This is a genomic window from Alistipes montrealensis (genome assembly GCF_018362775.1).
GTDB lineage: Bacteria > Bacteroidota > Bacteroidia > Bacteroidales > Rikenellaceae > Alistipes > Alistipes montrealensis.
The window spans coordinates 467,464-486,459 of sequence record NZ_JAGYXY010000003.1 but is presented as its reverse complement, the minus strand read 5'-3'; the positions used below and the strand labels follow the sequence as shown (position 1 = coordinate 486,459).

13 protein-coding genes are annotated in these 18,996 nt (G+C 58.1%); 1 reads left to right on the top strand and 12 read right to left on the bottom strand.

The genetic code is table 11. The annotated features are described in order from the left end of the window. Positions 1–12: 12 nt before the first annotated feature. The 10 genes from KG007_RS08175 to KG007_RS08130 all read right to left on the bottom strand — a co-directional run bounded on the left by KG007_RS08175 (position 13) and on the right by KG007_RS08130 (position 15,001). Complete coding sequence (locus KG007_RS08175) at positions 13–1,593, bottom strand: RagB/SusD family nutrient uptake outer membrane protein (RefSeq protein ID WP_213348090.1); 1,581 nt, start codon at positions 1,591–1,593, stop codon at positions 13–15. Between the two features lie 12 nt (positions 1,594–1,605). Beyond that, positions 1,606–5,091: a SusC/RagA family TonB-linked outer membrane protein gene (locus tag KG007_RS08170; protein WP_213348088.1), complete on the bottom strand. Its 3,486-nt coding sequence runs from the start codon at positions 5,089–5,091 to the stop codon at positions 1,606–1,608. Between the two features lie 15 nt (positions 5,092–5,106). Continuing rightward, entirely contained in the window at positions 5,107–6,480 is a 1,374-nt protein-coding gene (locus KG007_RS08165; protein ID WP_213348086.1) for a RagB/SusD family nutrient uptake outer membrane protein, read from the bottom strand. Between the two features lie 14 nt (positions 6,481–6,494). Next, positions 6,495–9,215, bottom strand: coding sequence for a TonB-dependent receptor plug domain-containing protein (locus KG007_RS08160; RefSeq protein WP_213348084.1), 2,721 nt, complete (start codon positions 9,213–9,215; stop codon positions 6,495–6,497). 135 nt (positions 9,216–9,350) lie between these two features. Further along, positions 9,351–10,520, bottom strand: a complete 1,170-nt coding sequence (locus KG007_RS08155; protein WP_213348082.1) for a FecR family protein — start codon at positions 10,518–10,520, stop codon at positions 9,351–9,353. 162 nt (positions 10,521–10,682) lie between these two features. After that, complete coding sequence (locus KG007_RS08150; RefSeq protein WP_249413281.1) at positions 10,683–11,273, bottom strand: RNA polymerase sigma-70 factor; 591 nt, start codon at positions 11,271–11,273, stop codon at positions 10,683–10,685. Between the two features lie 193 nt (positions 11,274–11,466). Further along, positions 11,467–11,640, bottom strand: coding sequence for a hypothetical protein (locus tag KG007_RS08145; RefSeq protein ID WP_213348080.1), 174 nt, complete (start codon positions 11,638–11,640; stop codon positions 11,467–11,469). A 12-nt stretch (positions 11,641–11,652) separates the two neighbouring features. Then, positions 11,653–12,963, bottom strand: coding sequence for an RIP metalloprotease RseP (gene rseP / locus KG007_RS08140; protein ID WP_213348078.1), 1,311 nt, complete (start codon positions 12,961–12,963; stop codon positions 11,653–11,655). A 12-nt stretch (positions 12,964–12,975) separates the two neighbouring features. Next, a complete protein-coding gene (locus KG007_RS08135) occupies positions 12,976–14,127 on the bottom strand; it encodes a 1-deoxy-D-xylulose-5-phosphate reductoisomerase (protein WP_213348076.1) in 1,152 nt (383 codons plus the stop codon). A gap of 7 nt (positions 14,128–14,134) precedes the next feature. Continuing rightward, positions 14,135–15,001 carry a murein hydrolase activator EnvC family protein gene (locus KG007_RS08130; protein WP_213348074.1) on the bottom strand — a complete coding sequence of 289 codons (867 nt, stop codon included), beginning with the start codon at positions 14,999–15,001 and terminating at the stop codon, positions 14,135–14,137. A 132-nt stretch (positions 15,002–15,133) separates the two neighbouring features. Here KG007_RS08130 and KG007_RS08125 point away from each other — a divergent pair, with 132 nt between their 5' ends. Beyond that, positions 15,134–16,045, top strand: a complete 912-nt coding sequence (locus KG007_RS08125; protein WP_213348072.1) for a nucleotidyltransferase family protein — start codon at positions 15,134–15,136, stop codon at positions 16,043–16,045. A 97-nt stretch (positions 16,046–16,142) separates the two neighbouring features. Here the strand turns inward: KG007_RS08125 and KG007_RS08120 are convergent, their stop codons facing one another. Then, positions 16,143–16,532 (bottom strand): hypothetical protein, encoded by a 390-nt coding sequence (locus KG007_RS08120; protein ID WP_213348070.1) that lies wholly within the window; start codon positions 16,530–16,532, stop codon positions 16,143–16,145. Between the two features lie 7 nt (positions 16,533–16,539). Next, positions 16,540–18,993 (bottom strand): GumC family protein, encoded by a 2,454-nt coding sequence (locus tag KG007_RS08115; RefSeq protein WP_213348068.1) that lies wholly within the window; start codon positions 18,991–18,993, stop codon positions 16,540–16,542. Between the last annotated feature and the right edge of the window lie 3 nt (positions 18,994–18,996).

Below are 18,996 nucleotides of genomic sequence, written 5' to 3'. Positions count from 1 at the left end.
GTTGTTATCTCGTTAATAGGTTCGGCCCGAGTTATACTCCTTGTCGGGGATGTCGGGCGTATACTTGTTGTCGTCCATCGTAAAATAATACGTATAGTCCGGAGTCTGGTAGAGTGTCGTCAACTGCGGTTCGTTGCGCCGTTTGTAGGCGTAGAAAAGCTGTCCGTCGCTGAGCGTTTCGCGGCGGTATTCGAGCAGGATTTCCTTCCGCAGTCCCTCTTCGTCTGCCGAGGGGTAGATGCCTCCCCGGCGTTCGGCCTGCAACAGGTTGAGGATGCGCTGTCCTTCGCCCGGGCTGACGGCGCTGATGGCCGCTTCGGCTGCGATCAGGTATGCTTCGCCCAGTTTGAGCAGCGTTACGGCCTGCTTGGGGTAGAGTGCGATGTCTTCGGCGTCGCTCGATTCGCGGATGTATTTACCCACCATGCCCGAAGGATAGACGGTCCTTTTCCAGAGGTTGATGCGGATGTCGCTTGCCGACGAGAAGAAAGCCTCGGGGATCAGTCCGGACGTTGCACTCAGCCATTTGTTCGAAGCCAGACGACCGTACATTCCCAGCCTTTTGCTGCTGCCGTTTATTTTTACGGCGTCGATCGAGTTTTCGGACAACTCGTCCGTGAGCAGGGCAAAGAGGTTCTCCTGCGGGCAACTGCGGTCCACGGGCGTTCCGTAGCTGTCGACACGGCTGCGTTCGGCTTCGGTGATGAAGTGGATGCCTGCACCCTGGGCGGCGTCGATAACCTCCATGGCGGCGGCGTAAGCCGCTTTGTCCTTGCCTCGGTAGAGGAACGACCGGGCCTGGAGCAATTTCACGGCGTAGTAATTCATCTTGTACTGGCGGTTGGTGGAGAACATCAGCGTGTGGTAACTTTTGCCCGAACTGATGGGGTCGTTGTCCTTCATGATCTCGGCGGCATGGGCCAGGTCGGCGTCCACTTTGTCCAGTATTTCGTCGGTTGTCGACGAGGGTACGAATTTCAGCGCGTCGAGCGTCTCCATGTAGGGAATCCGCTTGGCGGTCTTACCCTGTTCGGAGAGGTAGGGCGGCTGGAACAGCCGTACCAGGTCGAGGTGCAGGTAGGCCCTTACGGCCAGCGCCTCGCCCGTCAGCAACTCCTTGATCCCTGCTTCGAACATGCCGCCGTCGACCTTATTGAGTTCGTCGAGCAGCAGGTTGGTGTTGGTGATGATGTTGTAGATTTTCGTCCAGATTATTTCATACCTGTTGTCGGTCCGCTCGGTGCGGATCTGTCCGCGGGTATGGTTGAATGCAGGGAACTGCAGCGGCGCTACTATGCCGGCATAACTCGGGTCGGCGTAGAAGTTGTTGGCGTAATAGGTCAGATAGGCCCCGCCGCCCGTAAATACGGCTCCTCCCATCATGTCGATGTAACCGCACGTAAGGTCGAATCCATAGAGTTCGTCGTCGGCCATCTTGATGTAGAGTCCGGCCAGCGCGGAATAGAAGCCGTCTTCGTTCTCGAACACTTTGTTCGAGGTAATTTCCGACTTGGGGTATACGTCGAGCCAGTCTTTGCACGATACGGCGCTGACGGCGAGCAGCAGCAGGGTTGCGATATATCTTATTTTCATAGGAGTCATGTTTTAAAAATTAGCCTGGAGACTGAGCGTAAACGTACGGGCGTAAGGGTACGACAGGCCCCGCTCCTGCCGGATCGACGAGGAGTAGAACAGGTCGTTGGCCGAGAGCGCTATGCGGAGCATCGACATGCCCAGCAGGCGTTTGTCGGGGCGGTTGAGGTTGTACATGATGCGCAGCGAGTTCATACGCAGGTAGTTGTTCTTCTGCACGAAGCGTGAACTTGCATAGGTCTTTCCCGTCACGTTGATGCCGCGGTACTTGGCGATGTCTCCCGGCTGCGACCAGCGGTCGTACAGCGCCCGGCGGTCCATGTTGTAGGCGATCTGGTTGTTCGACGTGTTCATCGAGGTGTTCTCGATGCGGTCCACCAGCGTCTGGTTGTACATCTCGCCGCCGAACGAATATTCGAAGCTCGTGTTCAGCGACCAGTTTTTGTAGCTGAGGTTCAGCCCGAAATAACCGCGCAGGTCGGGTTCCGTGTCGCCTACGACCACCTGGTCGGCGGCATTCCACGTGAAGGTGCGCTTGCCGTCCTTGGTGATGAAGACTTCCTGTCCCGTTCCGGGGTCGATGCCCGCCGACGGTACGGCATAGATTGCCGAGAGCGATTTGCCCTCTTCGAAGAGGAATACGTTGTCGATCTTGGTTCCCTTGGCGTTTACCTGCGATTCCATGATCTGTTTGTTGTACTCCTGAAGCGCTTCCGAAAGGTTGGTCAGCTTGTTGCGGTTATGCTGGCCGTTGACGAACACGTTCAACTGCCACACCTTCGTGCGCAGGGGCGTTACCGACAGGTTGAAGTCGAAACCCTTGTTCGACACGTCGCCCTGGTTGGCCGTGTAAGTCGCAAAACCCGTCGAAGGCAGGATCGATACGTTCGTGATGTTGTTGTCCGTGGTGTTCGAATAGTAGTTGAACTCCAGGTTCACGCGGTTCTTCAGGAATGCCAGTTCGAGGCCGATGTTCCGCTTGAGGGTCGTCTGCCATTTGAGGTTGGGGTTGGCCAGCGACATCAGCTCGGCGCCCGTGATTCCGTCGTACATCGAGAGGTACTTGTACATGTTCAGAATCTGGCTCAGCACGAAGTTCGAGTTACCCGTCGTTCCGATGTTGGCTTTCAGGGCGATGTTGTCGAAGATGTCCTGGTTCATGAATTTCTCGTTGGCGAGGTTCCAGCGCACGCCCACGGCCCAGAACGACGATACGCGCTGTTTGCTCGCGAAGTTCGAAGAGCCGTCGACGCGGTAGCTGGCGTCGACCATGTAGCGGTTGTCGAACGAGTAGTTGACCGTGCCGAATGTGCCTACCGTGCGCACGATGCTGCTTGCACCGCCGGGGCCTCCCGTGAGCGGATACTGTGCGCCGTCGGAGGGGAACGTCTGCGAGTCGTTGAGGAATCCCGTCACCTTGTAGCTGTCGCTCTCGGTCGTATCCTCCTTGATCTCGCCGCCGAGCACAGCCTGGACGGTGTGGCGTCCGAACGATTTGAGGTAGGAGAGGTTCACCATGCCGTAGTAGTTGGTCGACGTACTGCTGGTTTTTTCGTAGGATCCGCGGCGGTAAAGCTGTTCGATGGAGTTGTTGATGGTCGTCTCGTCTTCAGTCGCTGCTGCGCTGAACGGGGACACATACTTCTCGCTCATCCGTTCCTGCCGGTCGTAGGTGAACGATCCCCTGAGGCGCAGGTTGTCGACGATCTCCCAGTTTGCCCCCAGTTGGTACGACAGGCTCAGGTTGTCGCCGCGCGAGAAGTTGTTCAGGTAATTTGCCTCGTAGAGGGGATTTATCTGCGTTCCCAGCACCGAGGAGCCGATACTCGTCCAGGGGAAGTTGCCGAACATCGGGATATTGCCGGCCGAAAGGCTCGGGAAATAGTCGCCGTTGCTGTCCTTGATACGGAACAGCGGAAGCAACTGGGTGTAGGTCGAGAAGCTGCCGTAGGGCGAATCCTTCGTGTCGGTGAATCCCACCTGCAGGTCGCTCGTCAACTGGAGCTTGCGGGTGTCGTAGATCAGCTTTGCGCCACCGCCGTAGGTGTTGCGCGACGAGCCGATCATCACGCCGTCCGAGAAGTTGCCGTTGAGGTTGATCTGGTAACGCAGCGTGCGGTTGCTGCCTTCCTGTCCGACCTCCGTACCGCCTTCGAGGAAGAGCGAATGGGCATGTTTGAAGGCCGTGCGCAGGGGTTGTGCGAGCCAGTAGGTGTCCACGCCGTTTTCGGCCTCCTTCTTGAGGAGCATCAACAGGTTGCGCCGTTCGGGGTCCTCGCTGCCGATGGTCCCGTTTGACGACGAGAAAACCTTCATCTTCTCGTAGTACTGCACGAGTTCTTTCGAGTTCATCAGGTTGTACGACGACAGGTCGGGCGATTCGACGCTGGTATTGAGCGTGTACGAAATCTGGATGCTGCCCTTCTTGGGCATCTTCGTTGCGATCACGACCACGCCGTTCGCCGCGCGCGAACCGTAGATCGACGATGCCGCGGCGTCCTTGAGGATCGTGACGCTCTCCACGCGGTTGATGTCGAGGTTATAAACCTTCTCGACATTTACCTGGAACCCGTCGAGGATGAAAATCGGCAGCGTGGTGTAGGTCTGGAGCGTATTTTCCGAGATATCGGGCATACTGTTCGCACCGCGGATTTCGATGCGGTCGGGAATGTAGTTGGGGTTCGAACCGAATTCTCCGTTGAGGTCCGAAATCACGAACGAAGGGTCGTAAACCTGCAACGCTTCGAGCATGTTGGTCGGGTTGACCTTGATCAGGTCGTCGCCCTTCACCTGCGTTGCCGTACCCGTGAAGCTGTTTTTGGCTTTGGGAACGTAGCCCGTGACCACCAGTGCTTCGGATTCGATAACGTCTGCCTTCATCGTGATTTCCAGCGGCTTGTCGCCGATGTTGAGCGTCTGTGACTTCATGCCGATCATCGATATGATGATCTGCGTTTCGTCCGTCGGCACGCGGAATGAAAAACTGCCGTCGGCGGCCGTCGAGGTTCCGCGGCGCTTGTCCTTGTTCGCCACCACCGACACGCCGACCACCGGCTTGCCCGCTTCGTCCTTAACTACGCCCGATACCGTGCGGACGGGGATGGCCTTGGCCATGACGCTTCCCCCGGCCTGTGTCTGCTTGGCTTTGGGGTCCTGCGAAAGTACGATGGTGTTGTTGATGAACTGATAGGCGAGTCCCAGCTTCGGAAGGATCGATTCGAGCACTTTGTTCACGGGAACCTGCCGTGCCGAAACGTTCACCCTGCGTGAAACGTCGACGTTGTTATCGCTGTAAAATATTTTATATCCGGTCTGCTTCTGAATCTCGGACAGCAGGGTCGAAAGCGGCTTTTCCTGGAGCCGGAACGTGACTTTGGCCTCCTGCGCATGGAGTGCGCGGGCGGGGGCGCAAGCCAGGATGGCCACCAGCAGGCACATCCGGAGCAACCGGAATGGCCGTTCGCCGCGTGGTGTGATGTATGAGGTGATGTTCTTCATCTGCTTAATCTTAGGTTATTTGACGATGGGTAGTGACTTTTTGCCGACTTCGGCGATCTGCGAACCGTCGTATGCCGTTACGGTTTGGTTGAGGCGTTTGCAGTAGTGGAAGCGCACGCCTTCGCCCATGAACTCGTAGCGATACTGGAGATCGACAGCCGTTTCCAGTTGTGCGGCCGTGGCTGTTTCGGGCAACTTGAGGCTTTCGCTGTTACGCGCTTCCGCGAAGTCGTTGAACCGGAGGATTCCCGTTGCCAGTTGGTTCGATTTGGCGGCGGCTTCCGCGGCCATGAGGTACACCTCGCCGATCTTGATCACGGGGATACCCGGCACGGTGTTCCACTTGTCGAGTTTGCTCGTCGGTGCGAATTTCGTGCGCATCGTGTTGTCGCTGTCGAACCAGTTGCGTCGGCGGTCGTCGGCGTTCAGGTCGTTTACGTCGAGTTGCGCCGAGAGGGTCACGCCTTTCTTGGCGGGGTCGAACAACTCTTCCGACAGGGCGCAGAAACCCTTGTCCGAAGAGGGCAGTGCGAAGATGTATTCCGCCGAGAACGAATAGTCGGTTCCCGAGACGGTGCGTACGAAGCCGTAGCCGCCCTCGGTGATGATTTTGTCCAGCAGTTTGTAGGCTTCGCCGTAGCTTTCCGGCGAGTTTTTGCTCATCAGCGCGCGGGCTTCGGCGGCCCGGCAGGCGTAGTAGTTGAGTTTCCAGACGCGGCTTGCGGGTTCGGTCCCGATCAGCGTGGTGTCGTCGTATGAGACGCCCGTCACGATCGGGTCGTACCTGCTCAGCTGGGTCGCCGCTGTGGCCAGTTCGCTGATAACCTTGTCGGTGAGTTGTGCGGTCGTCATCTGTACGCCTGCGCTCTTCGTGCCGTCTATCCAGAGGATGTTGGACACCGTGTTGTCGACCGCATAGGCCGGACTGTAAAGTCTCAGGAGTTCGAAGTGCAGGAATGCCCGCAGGGCTTCGGCCTCGGCTACCATCATTTCGCGCGAGCCTGCCACGAACAGGACATCGCCCTTTGCTGCGAACAGTTCGAGGATGTCGTTACACTGGTAGATGGCCGCATAGAGTTTGGTGTATGCCTTTGCGGCGATTTCCCGGGCTGCCGGATCGCTGAAATCCATTTTCGTCCAGCCCTCGGCCCCGGCGTAGGGCCTAAATGTCTGGGAGAGGAATTCCACGCCGCCCAGCGTGAGGTTCGAGCCGTAAAGATCGTCGGTGCGCAGTCCGGCGTAAATGCTGTTCATGTAGTCGCGGAAGGACGCTTCGTTATCGAAAACCTTGCTTCCCGACGTGCCTCCTCCCTTGGGTTCCGCTTCGAACCACTTGTTGCACGAGGTAGCCGCCAGGAGCAGGAGTGCCGTATATATCAATTTTTTCATACTGTTCGCTTGTTTTAGAAAGTTGCCTGGAGGGAGAGGATGAAACTGGAGGCATAAGGGTAGTAGAGTCCGTGCGGAGTCTTTACCGACGAGGAGTACCAGAGGTCGTCGCACGTGAGGCTCACTTTCAGCCCCTGCATGCGCATTGCCGAAGCGATTTTTCGGGGGAAGGCGTAGCCGATGCGCAGCGACGAGAGCGAAAGTATGTTACGCTTCGAGACGAAGCGCGACGACGCGTAATCGACCGCATTGTCGATGCCCTGATAGGCGGCGTTCCTGTTCGAGGGGCTCCATTTGCCTTCGGCGGCCTTCGGGACGTTGACGCCGTAACCTGCCAGGTCCACGGCCTGTTGGGTGTAAACGTCGTAATACTTCCCGCCCAGCGAGTAGGAGAACACCGCTGCGAAATCGAAATTGCGGTAGGCCGCCGTTGCGCCGAACGTACCGCGCAGTTTCGGGGTCATGCTGCCCTGGTATTCCAGGTCGGCTGCCGTCGGGGTCTCCGATACCGAACCGTCGCGCAGGTAGAATTTTTCGCGTCCGGTGTCGGCGTCGATTCCTGCCGAGCGCAGGGCGTAGATGCCGTCCGCTGCGTCGCCTTCGGCCATGCCGCCGTAGTAACGCTGTGCGAAACTGTTGTTGTTGTACAGCGTCGATGCGTAGTCGGGCAGTTCGGTGATCTTGCTGCGGTTGACGACGCCTTTGGCGAAGAGCGTCAGATCGACGCCGCTGCGGTTGCGGAGTATCCCGGCCGATACGAGGAATTCCAGCCCCGAATTGCGGATCGCGCCGCTGTTGGCGAAGCGGTGTCCCGGGCCGAAGGCGGTGCTCTGCTCTTCGAACGTCAATACGTCCTTCGACAGTGTGTTATAGTATTTTACGGCTATGTCGACGGTGCTGATGCGCCCGCTTACGCCGACGTTGACGTTCCGTGTCGCCTTCCATTTCAGTGCGGGGTTGTAGTAGTTGGTATGGAACAGCGCCACGAGCCCCTGGTTGTAAGGCTTTGCGGTTCCCATGCCGTTCAGGTAGGGATTGCTGGTGTCATAGCTGTACATCGGATTGACGAATCCGTAGTCGAACTGGTAGCCCGCCGTACTGCCGTATCCGGCCGTCAGGGTGAGTTTGCCGATCAGTTCCGAATTTTCGATCAGGGCCTTTTTCAGGTCATAGGCGGCAGTCAGTCCGTAGGAACCCGCCGTGCGCTTGTCGGGAGCCAGCATCGAGGACTTGTCCAGCCGGCCCGAGAGATCGACGAAGAGCTTGCCGTCGAAACTCCACGAAACGATTCCGTAGCCGCTCATCACGCGCTCGTAGGTCTCTGTTCCCTCGGGGCGGCCCGGGGTGTAGCGCTGTGCGAAGGAGACGTAGTCCATGTGGTCGCTCGACATGCCTACGCCCATGAAAGCGTCGTCGGTCATCGTTGCCGAGTAGACCTCCATGCCGAGCGTTGCGCGCAGGGTGTGGCGCTCGCGTTCGAGGCGGTAGTCGGCCCACAGCCGCTCCTGGTAACAAGCCAGGCGGTTGCGGACGATGCGGTAGCGGCCCTTCTGGTCGATTTCGTCGATGGTGTAATCCTTGAACAGGAGCGACATCGGCGAGGTAAACTCCGACCGCTTGTCGTGGTCCTGCGTGAGGTTGAACTGCCCGGCGATGCTGAAACGGTTGTCTATAATCCAGCGTACGGTCAGGTTATTGTTCACGCGTGCGATTTTGTTTTCGGCGAAACTGCTGAGCGAGGTCTCGTAGAGCGGCGATTCCTGTTCGCTGAAGGTTCCTTCGCCCAGGATATCGTACGCTTTGCCACGTTCGTCTGCGGGGGTGTAATAGGGATTCATCTGCGCCCAGCCGGACATCGGCCCGTAGGTCGATTCCGATGCGTCGGCCATGTCGACGCTCAGTTCGTTTGAAATCTGGAGCGAACGGGTCGTGTAGCCGATGAATGCCGAGGCGCCGTACATCGTGCGCTTCGAACCCTTCATCACGCCCTTGACGGGATTCATGTACAGCGTGCCGCGGTAACGCAGGCTGCTGTCGCCGCCGTCGACCATCACGCGGTGGCGGTGCGAAAAAGAGGTGCGTACCGGAATGTCGAGCCAGTCGGTCGAGCCATTGGCCTTCACGTCGGCGATCCGCTGGTTGTAGAGCGCTTCGTTTCCGTCGTAGGCTCCCATGCGCTTCTCCCACGCGAGTTTCTGGTTCGCGTCCATCAGGTCGAAACTCCGCAGGTTCGCTTTCTGGAAACTGCCGTCGAAGTTGTAGGTCAGGCGCAGTTTGTGGGGCTCCGGAATCTTCGTATTGACGACGATCACCCCGTTTCCGGCCCGCACGCCGTAGATCGCCGTTGCCGTTGCATTCTTGAGCAGCGTGACATTTTCAACGCGCAGGATGTCGAAGTCCTGCAAACGGTCGATCGATTCGGCGTGGCCGTCGACGATGATCAGCGGCAGGGCGTCCGTGCTGCTCATCTTCCAGGGCAGCGATTTCGTACCCTGGAGGCTCATCGAGGCAGCAGCGGCATTCGGGTCCGCTCCGTATTTTTCATCGGGGTCCGTCCCGCAGACGGACGGGTCGATCAGTTGTATGGCTTTGAGCAGATTCGTCGGATGCAGTCTGCGTAGTTCTTCACCCGAATAACTCGCTTCCGCAGCGCCTGCGGATATTGTGCGGCAGTTATTCCGGACGAAATCCTCGCGTTCGTGGGTTCCTTGTCCAAACAGCTCGCCGGGGCTCATGGAAAACAGAACTGAAACGACTGCCGGGAATACCAATGGCCGCAGGCAGCGCAGCGCAGCGGCTCTTTCCGGAAGTTTTCGTTTTTTCGCTTGTAGAGGTTGCGTCATAATTTAGTTGTTTAAAAGGGTATTTTCTTATCTCAGCGTGATTTGCTTGCCGTCGTAGTCGATCTGCATGCCGGTTCCGGTCGATGCGATGATCGTGAGTATTTTATCGAGTTCTTCGCACCGCGGGAACTGGCCGCTGAAGCGCAGTCCGTCGAGCAGCGGCGACACCTCGAATTCGAAATCGTACCAGCGGGCGAGGCTCTCCATGATCTCCGTGATCGACGCGCGGTTGAAAATAAACGTTCCCGTCATCCACGCCGTGGCCTGCGAGGTATCCACGGCCGCGACGGCTATCTGGTCGTCGTTCCGGCGGCTGTATGTGGCCTGCTGGCCGGGTTGCAGCGTCACCTGCTCGCCGCCTGCAAGCGGTGTGATCGCCACCGAACCCTCGACCAGTGTGGTGTAAATGGCCCGGTCGCCGTCGTAACCGTTGACGTTGAACCGCGTGCCCAGTACCCGGATGCTCTGCCCGCCCGACTCGACGATGAACGGCCGTTTGGCGTCGTGCGCCACTTCGAAATAGGCTTCGCCTTCGAGCCATACGCGGCGTTCCGCACCGTCGTTCGCCGTGAAAAACCGCAGGCGCGAGGCTGCGTTGAGCCATACCTGCGTGCCGTCAGCCAGTTTCAGGCTGTATTCGCTGCCGCGGGGCGTCACCAGGGTATTGTATTCTTCGGCCTTGGGATTCTGTCGTTTGCGGGGTTTGTATTCGAGTGCGTTTTCGCCGACGATCTCCACATCGGCCTTTACCGCTACGGAATCCTTCATCCGCAGGTCGAGGCTCTCGCCGTCGGCGAGGAATAGTACCGCGTGTGTGTTTTCGGGTTTGATCTGCGCGATCTGCGCCAGCACCCGTTTCTGGCAGCCGACATGCGTGTAGTAAATCGCTCCTGCGGCTATCAGCACTGCCGCCGCGACGGTAGCGGCGCTTTGTATCATTGCGGAGTAGTGCCTCATCCTCTGCCGGTCTTTCCGTTCCTCCAGTTTGCGCTGAACCTGCTCCCAGGCCTTCACGGGGTCGCATTCGGCACGTTCCGTCCGGCGGCGCTCCAGTTCTTCGGCGTTGAGTATGTTTTCGAAAAGGCGCGTCTTGTCCTCCTTTTTCCACTCTTTGAGCCGCAGTTTGAGCTGTTCACGCTCCGCCGGGGACGTTTTCGATATAAAGAAACGTCCCAGCAGCCTGCCTGCCTTGATCATGGATATGATATTCCCGACTAACACTGTTAGTATAACACTTCGGAAGCGGAAAAGGATGACACGGGATGCGAAAAAAATGTAAAAAGTTATCCGATCATCAGTTAGAAGCGTGTAAAACCGTAACCTCGCGGCGGTATTTTCATCGCCGGAACGCGCGGGGTCTTAGAGCATCCACTGATTCGAAAGCACGATGCGCAGGGCTTTGTAGGCGCGGGACTTGTGGGTGCGCACGGTGTTGATCGAGATACCGAGTATATCGGCTATTTCCTGGTTGGAGAGGCCTTCTATCGCCATGTTGAGCACCTGCTGACCCATCGCCGGCAGGTTTTCGATCGCCTGCGAGATGATCAGCGACGACTCTTCGCGAACGATGGCGTCGATAAAGAATTCTTCGGTTTTTTTCTCGCGGCATTCGCGTTTGTAATGCTCGACCTGCGACTCCGCATAGCGGCATCGAATCTGCTCATGGCGCAGGTGGTTGAGGCATTTGTTGCGCAGGGTTTTGTAGAGAAACCCTTTGGCGAGGTAGTCGTTTTCAAAGGTGCAGCCCTGTTCGATCAGCGCTACGAAAGCCTCCTGTACGAGGTCTTCGCACACTTCGCGGCTCTGCACATAATTGCGGGCAAAGGAGACGAACATGGCGTAATAGGTGCGGAAGAACTCGGGTATATTTCCCCCCCCCGTATTCCGGCATACCGAACCGTTCGGTCCTTCGTATGTTCCGTCCTTGTTCATGGTTTCTTCGTCTCTCATTCACTAACCTGGCTGCGAACGCAGCGTCTCTTTGCGGTCAAATATACTTTTTTTTCATTTAATTACAAAAAAAATTACAAAACGGCGAAATATCTTCGGCCGGCCGGGTATTCCCTGCGGTTGGGCGCGGTCATAAAAAAAGGCCCGGATCGAAAAATCCGGGCCTTTCGGTTGTCCTGTGCTTTCGGCGGCGTTAAAAAGTGCGGCGCAGCCTGTTCGTATCGTCCGTTTCGGGGCGGGTGGTCGGATGACCGTCCCGTTCGCCTGCGAGCAGGTCGAGCAGTTTCTCCTTCTTGCTGCGGGGCTTCGCCTCGCGCCGGTTGACGGCGAGACGCTGGATCATCTCCTGGACGTGCCCCATCAGCATGGCCGGCGTGTTTTACTTGATGAAGAACCGGTAAATATCGTTGCCGTTGGCGTAGAGCAGCAGCATCAGGATAATGATCAGCCCGACGTACTGCGCGGCTTCCAGCACTTTGTCGCTCACCTTGCGTCCCGTAATCATCTCCCAGAAGGTAAAGATCGCATGTCCGCCGTCGAGTCCCGGAATGGGCAGAATGTTCATCACCGCGAGGATGATCGACAGGAAGGCGGTCTTCATCCAGAAATCCTGCCAGTCCCACGTCGAGGGGAAGATGCTGCCAATGGCGATAAATCCGCCCAGTTCCTCGTACATCTTGGTTTTGGGCTGCACGATCATCTTGAGCTGGTCCCAGTAGGAGGCGATTACCTTGCCTGTCCTGTGGATACCTGCCGGAATCGACTCCCAGAACGTGTACTTCTGCGTGCGCACCTCGAACGGATATTGGGTCATGACGCCGATGCGTCCTTCCGACAAGGGTACGGACAACTCCAGTACGTCGCCTCCGCGCAGTACCTTGAGCAGCACCGAATCCCCGGCGTATGCTTTCAGGTATTTCTGGTAGGCCGGGAAGTCGAGTCCCTCTACGTCGTTGATCCCGACAATTTCGTCGCCCACGTGCAGCGCGGCTGCCGATTCGAACATCACGCTGTCCACCGTGAAGGGCCTGCGCAGTGCGATTAAATCTTCGTATCCCTTCTGCTGCCGCATCGAGATCAGTTCGTCGAGCGGAAGGGTCAGTTCGACCTGCTGTCCGTTGCGCTCCACCACGACGCTGCGGTCGCCTTCGGTGATTATCAGGGCATTGACGATCTTGTTGATATCGTCCACCTCTTCGCCGTCGATCGAGACGAAACGGTCCCCGTCGTGGAATCCGAGTTTGTGCCCGGCCTCGTTGAAGTTATAGCCCCATTTGGCGTCGGCGTTCGAGAAGTAGGTGTCGCCCCACGTGTAGCAGATACCGATGTAGATCGTTACCGCCAGTACGACGTTCATCACCACGCCGGCGATCATCACCAGGAACCGCTGCCAGGCCGGTTTGGTCCGGAACTCGTCGGGTTTGGCGGGTTGTTTCATCTGTTCCGTGTCCATCGACTCGTCGATCATGCCGGCGATCTTGCAGTAGCCGCCCAGCGGCAGCCAGCCCAGGCCGTATTCGGTGTCGCCCCGCCGGAATTTGAACAGCGAGAATCCCAGGTCGAAGAAGATATAGAATTTCTCGACGCGGATTTTGAAGACCCGTGCCATGACGAAGTGTCCCAACTCGTGAATACCGATGAGGATGGTGAAACAGAGGAAAAACTGAATGATTTTTACTAAAATGTCCATTTTGGAAAGTGTTTACAGGTGAAGGAATTTCGCCGCCAGCGCGCGGGCTTCGGCATTGGCCTCGGCGTAGTCCGCAAGGGTGGGCGAGGGGATGAATGCCGCATGTTCCAGGGCGTGCTCGATGGTGCGCACGATGTCGAGCCATGCGCATTTGCGGGCCAGGAACGCCGCTACGGCCACTTCGTTCGAGCCGTTCATCGTGCAGGCCGCCGTGCCGCCGCGCCGCAGGCAGTCGTAGGCGATCTCCAGCGCCGGGTATTTTACGCGGTCCACTTCGGCGAACGTCAGTTGCGGATGGTTCAGGAAGTTGAACCGCTCGCCGGGACGATGCGCCCTGTCGGGAAACAGCAGTGCGAAACTGATTGGCAGGCGCATGTCGGGCGTGCCCAACTGGGCCTTGATCGCGCCGTCCTCGAATTCGACCATCGAGTGGATGATCGACTGCGGGTGGAGCAGCACCGAAATCCGGTCCGCCGGGGTTCCGAACAGCCAGTGAGCCTCGATCACTTCGAATCCCTTGTTGACGAGCGTCGACGAGTCGATCGTGATCTTCGCGCCCATGTCCCACTGGGGATGGCGCAGGGCCTGTTCTACGGTGACGTTCGCCAATTCCTCGGCCCTGAGGTCGCGGAATGCGCCGCCGCTGCACGTGACGATCAGCCGCCGCACCGGGGCGCGTTCGCCCACGAGGCACTGGAAGATCGCCGAATGCTCCGAGTCGATCGGAATCACCGGTGCTTTCCGCTCCCGCGCCAGCGGCATTACGTAGGCGCCGCCCACTACGAGCGACTCCTTGTTCGCCAGCGCGAGTTTCTTGCCCGCTTCGATGGCCGCCACCGTGGGCGCGAGCCCGGCGTAACCTACCAAGGCGTTCACCACCACGTCGGTTCCGCTTCCCGCTGCGACTTGCGCCACCGCGTCGTCCCCGGCGTAAACCTTGGTGTCGGTGTCTGCGAGTGCGTCGCGCAGTCGTGTGTAATATTGCTTGTCGGCGATCACCGCCGTGTCGGCGTCGAATTCCCGTGCCTGCTGCGCCAGCCTTTCCCAATTGCGGTTGGCCGTGAGGACGCGGACTTCGAACCGGTCGGGGTTTTCACGGGCTATGTCGAGCGTCTGCACGCCGATCGAGCCGGTCGAACCCAGTATGGCAAGTCGTTGTTTCATGTGTTTATCAGAAGACGATATACCCCTCGGGGTCCACGGGTTTCCCGTTGTTCCAGAGTTCGAATTCGAAGAGTTTGACCTCGCCGTTTTCCGCTTCGGCGTTGTAGCCGATCAGTTCGCCCGAGCGAATGGTCTGTCCTATTGTTACGAGCGACTGCGAGAGGTTTTTGTAGATCGAAATCAGGTTTCCGGCATGTTGCAGGACCACGATGTAACCCGTTTCGGGAGTCCAGAGGCTCTGGACCACCGTGCCGTTGTCGATGGCTGCAATGCGGTCGGCTGCCGTTGCGGCGATCTTTACGCCGAAGTTACCCTGTTTGATGTCGAATTTGCCGGTGATGATCCCTTCGACGGGCGTCACCAGCTCGATCGCTTCGCGCACCTTCCGGCGCGAGCCGCCCTGCCCGGCGATGGCGTATTCGCCTTCGCCTTCCATCTGGGCCCTCAGAAGCGAATCCTCGTGCGAGGGCATCACCAGCACCTTGCTGATCCGCGACGAGTCCGACGATGCGAGTTCGCGTACCACGGGACTGCGCCCCTCCATGATCAGGGCGATGTTTTCGTTGTAGGTCAGCATGTCGTTCATCATGCGCTCCATCGAGTCGAGCCGGATGATGTTCTGCACGAGGCTTTCGCGCGAACGGTCGGCCTCGGTGCGGTATCCGGGCAGGAATTCCAGCACGGGGGAGTAGGCCACCAGCGACAGTGTGAGGATAAACAGCATCAGCACGAATGCCACCAGTCCTGCGAAGATGCTCGCCGGGGAGAGGTGCATGTGCCATTCTTCGGAGTTATCCGTGGCGTTGAGCATGTTGAAGCGGCGTTTACGGAACATGCTGCGCCACCATACCCGTATGGATTTCAGAAATTTCATCTCTGTCGGGAACGATTTCTCTTTGTTAATTTTACAAAGATAGGTAAAAATGCATTAATCCTTTGCGGCGCGCGCTTAATTTTTTTACCTTTGTAGATGTTTTGAACTAACGTCATAATAGATAAAAACAACATGGTAAAACCTACATTACTGGTACTCGCTGCGGGCATGGGCTCCCGCTACGGGTCGCTTAAGCAGATGGACGGAGTCGGCCCCAACAACGAGGCGATTATCGATTATTCGGTTTACGACGCTATCCGCGCCGGTTTCGGCAAGGTCGTATTCGTTATCCGCCACTCCTTCGAGAAGGAGTTCCGCGAGGTCTTCTCGGCCGACCGCTTCGGCGGCCGCATCGCCGTCGATTTCGTTTTCCAGGAACTCGACTACCTGCCCGAGGGCCTTTCGGTTCCCGAAGGACGTGTGAAGCCGTGGGGGACCAACCACGCTGTGATGATGGCTGCCGACGCCGTTCACGAACCTTTTGCCGTGATCAATGCCGACGACTTCTACGGAGCCGAGGCCTACAAGACCATCGGTGACTACCTCGCACAGCTCGGCAGCAGCAAGAACAGCTACTGCATGGTTGCCTACGATTTGAACAAGACCCTTTCGGAGAACGGAACCGTTTCGCGCGGTGTCTGCGGCGTCGATGCAAAGGGCGATCTTACCTCGATGGTCGAGCGCACGCAGATCGAGCGTATGCCCGACGGCAAGATCGTTTTCCACGACGACGGCGCCGACGAGCCTCTCGCCGAGGATACCCCCGTTTCGATGAACCTCTTCGGCTTTACGCCCGATTTCTTCGCCTACTCGAAGGAGTACTTCAAGGTTTGGTTCGAGGCCAACAAGGATAACATCAAATCGGAGTTCTACATCCCGACGATGGTCAACAAACTGATCGGTGACGGTACGGCGACGCTTCGTGTGCTTCGTTCGGCTGCCCAGTGGCACGGCGTGACCTACAAGGAGGACAAACCCGCACTGATGGCCGCCATCGAGAAGATGATTGCGGAAGGGAAGTATCCCAGGAATTTGTGGGCGTAAATTCCGTTCTGCGAATTAAAAAAGAAGCGAGGCCATATCGGTCTCGCTCCTTTTTTTATCCGGCGGGGAGCCGTTGGGCCGCCCCGTTTTGGAAGCATCAGTCCAGGAATCCCTCTTTGACGAGTTGCTCGCGGATCAGTTCCCAGTTGGCTACCGGGCGTTTTTCTCCGTCGACGAACCGCAGGGGACACCCCAGGTTGCAGTCGTCGATGTAGAGGTCGGCATGAATCTTCTGCGAGGAGGTCCAGCGCTTCTGCGACGGATTTTCGTTCACTGCGTAGAGCGGAATGCCCCGCAAGCGGAACCATTCCACCGCCTGGTCCAGTAGTTTTCCGTGGCGCATCGAGTAGAGAATCAACTTGCAGCCGTTGTCTGTCAGTTCCTTCAGTACGGGCACGGCCCCTGCGTCCTCCCCGATTTCGGGATAGGCATGCGTTACCACCGTGCCGTCGAAATCGAGGGCTATTATAGCATCGTGAATCGCCATAACTGTCTTATTTCTTTATTTTACGTCCCAGCGACCGGAAGAAGTGCTTGATGCGCTTGCGGTAGCTTACTTCTTGATAATCGTCTCCATAGCCGTAGCCATAGCCGTAACCGTATCCATACCCGTAACCATATCCGTAGCCGTGGCGGCGCGCACGGGTGCTGTTCAGTACGATGCACATGTTGTGGAGCTTCTTCTCGCGGTAGAGGCGCTCGATGTCGGGCAACTGGCGCCGGTCGAGTACGCCCTCGCGCACGATATATATACAGAGGTCTGCGAGCCGGTCCGTGATGATGGCATCGGCCACCGACATGGCGGGCGTGCTGTCTATGAAGACGAAGTCGTACTGCTCGCGCATTTGGGCGATGAGCTTGTCGAGTTTCTCCGAAAGCAGCATCTCCGTCGGGTTGGGCGGCTGAATGCCGGCGTATATCACGTCGAGGTTCTTGTGGAACCCGGTATTTTCGATCATGCTGTTCGGATCGGTGATCGTGCCTGCGAGGTAGCCCGTGATGCCGGTCTTGCTCTTGCCGTGTCCCAACTGGGTCGACAGGGCGTGACGGCGCAGGTCGAGGTCGACCAGCAGCACGCGCTTCCCGGCCATGGCGAGCGTCATCGCCAGGTTGGTCGCCACGAAGGTCTTACCGGCGTGAGGGTCCGACGAGGTGAAGAGGATGGTGCGAATGTCGGTTCCTGCCGAAACGCCCATGAACGTCATGTTCGAACGCAGGATTCGGAATGCCTCCGACAGGGCGTCGCGGCCTGTTTCGCGCACGACGATTCCGCTCTTGCTGTCGCCTTCATAGAAGGGAATGTCGCCCAGGAACGGTGCATTGATGTTGTCCTCGATATCCTTGCGTCCGCGGATGGTCGTGTCGAGCATGCCGATCAGGTAGAGCAGGCCGAACGGAATGGCCAGACCCACGATCAGGGCGATGGCCAGGATCATCATCGGACGGGGCGAAACGGGGATGTTGCTGCCGTAGGCTTCGTCGATCGAACGCGAGTTGCTTTCGGCTACGGCGTAGTTGAGCTGGTTCTCCTCCTGTTTGTTCAGCAGGTAGAGGAACAGTTCTTCCTTGATCTTCTGCTGGCGCGTGATGCCCAGGATGACCTTCTCCTGTGAAGGCATGGTCGAGATCCGGTTGTTGGCCTGCGTCTCCTCCTTGCGCATGGCGTCGCGCTGGATTTCGAGCGTCGAGATGTTCGAGTCGAGCGACGAGAGGATCGAACGCCGCACGGCAGCCAGCAGGTTGTCGAGGTCCTGGATGACGGGGCTGCGGTCCGAACTGTTCTCCAGCAGCTTTTCGCGGCGCAGGATGGCCGAGTTGTAGTCGTCGATCTGCTTTGCGATGGCCGTATTGGTTCCCGCCGCCGCTACTGCCGGAATCAGCTCCCCGGCGTTTTTCGGATCGTTCAGGTAGGCGCGGATATATTCCGCCACGCTGATCTGGTTTTCGAGCGACAACCCTTCGGTCTTGTACCGCGAACTCTCCGACACGCTGCGCGCGGCCTCCGAGGAGATGTCCACCATCCGGTTGTCCTTCTTGATATCCTCGATATTGCGGTCCACGTCGCCCAGTTCGCGCCCGATAACGTCCAGGCGGGCCTTGATGAACTTAGCCGTTGCGACCGATACGCGGCGCTTGTCCTCGATGGCATCGTCGTTATAGGCCGAGATCAGGGTGTTGATCACGTCCTCTGCGCGCCGGGGAACCGTGTTGTTCATCGTAACGGTCACCACCGACGCCTGTTTGTTGGCCACGTCGCTTTTTACGGCGGAGCGGTAGGCGTTGGTCGTCTGGCTCAGCGACCTCTTGCTCACGCGGATCGGAACGTCGAGGTAGTCGGGGGCCATGTAGAGGGTCTTATTCACGACTACCTGTCCCACGGGGGTCGGGATCGTGTCTCCGTAAGCCGCGGTGATGACGCTGCGGCTCTCGTGTTTGGTGACGAATTTGTCGTTGAACTCGGTCAGCCGGATTTTGTCGCCTTCGAGCGGCGTGATCTCCATCGACAGCGACTGCTTGTCGTTGTCGTTGATGAACTTCACGTCGATCGGCGCCTGTCCGTAGAGGTCGCGCCGGCGAAGGCGCTCGCTTATCGAATAGTTGATCGTCAGGTTCAGGCGCTTGACCACGTCGGTCATCAGGCGGCGCGACTGGAGGATGAAGACCTCGTTGTCGACGTTGCGGCGGTTCTGGAAACCGGCCAGGTCGCTGAACGCCGTCAGGTCGACATCGCCGCCCTTGCGGCTGTCCTTGACCATGATGGTCGCCGTGCGGTTGTAGATTTTCGGGGTGCTGGCCAGGTAGTAGTAGGCCGCGCAGAGGCAGAATACGGCCGAAAGCACGAACCAGTACCAGTTGGCGACTACCATGCGGATGATGTCGTGCAGCGTGATGGTCCCGGCCTGTTCTTCGTTATTGGCCTGTGTCTGGGTAATATGTTGTTCTGTCATGGA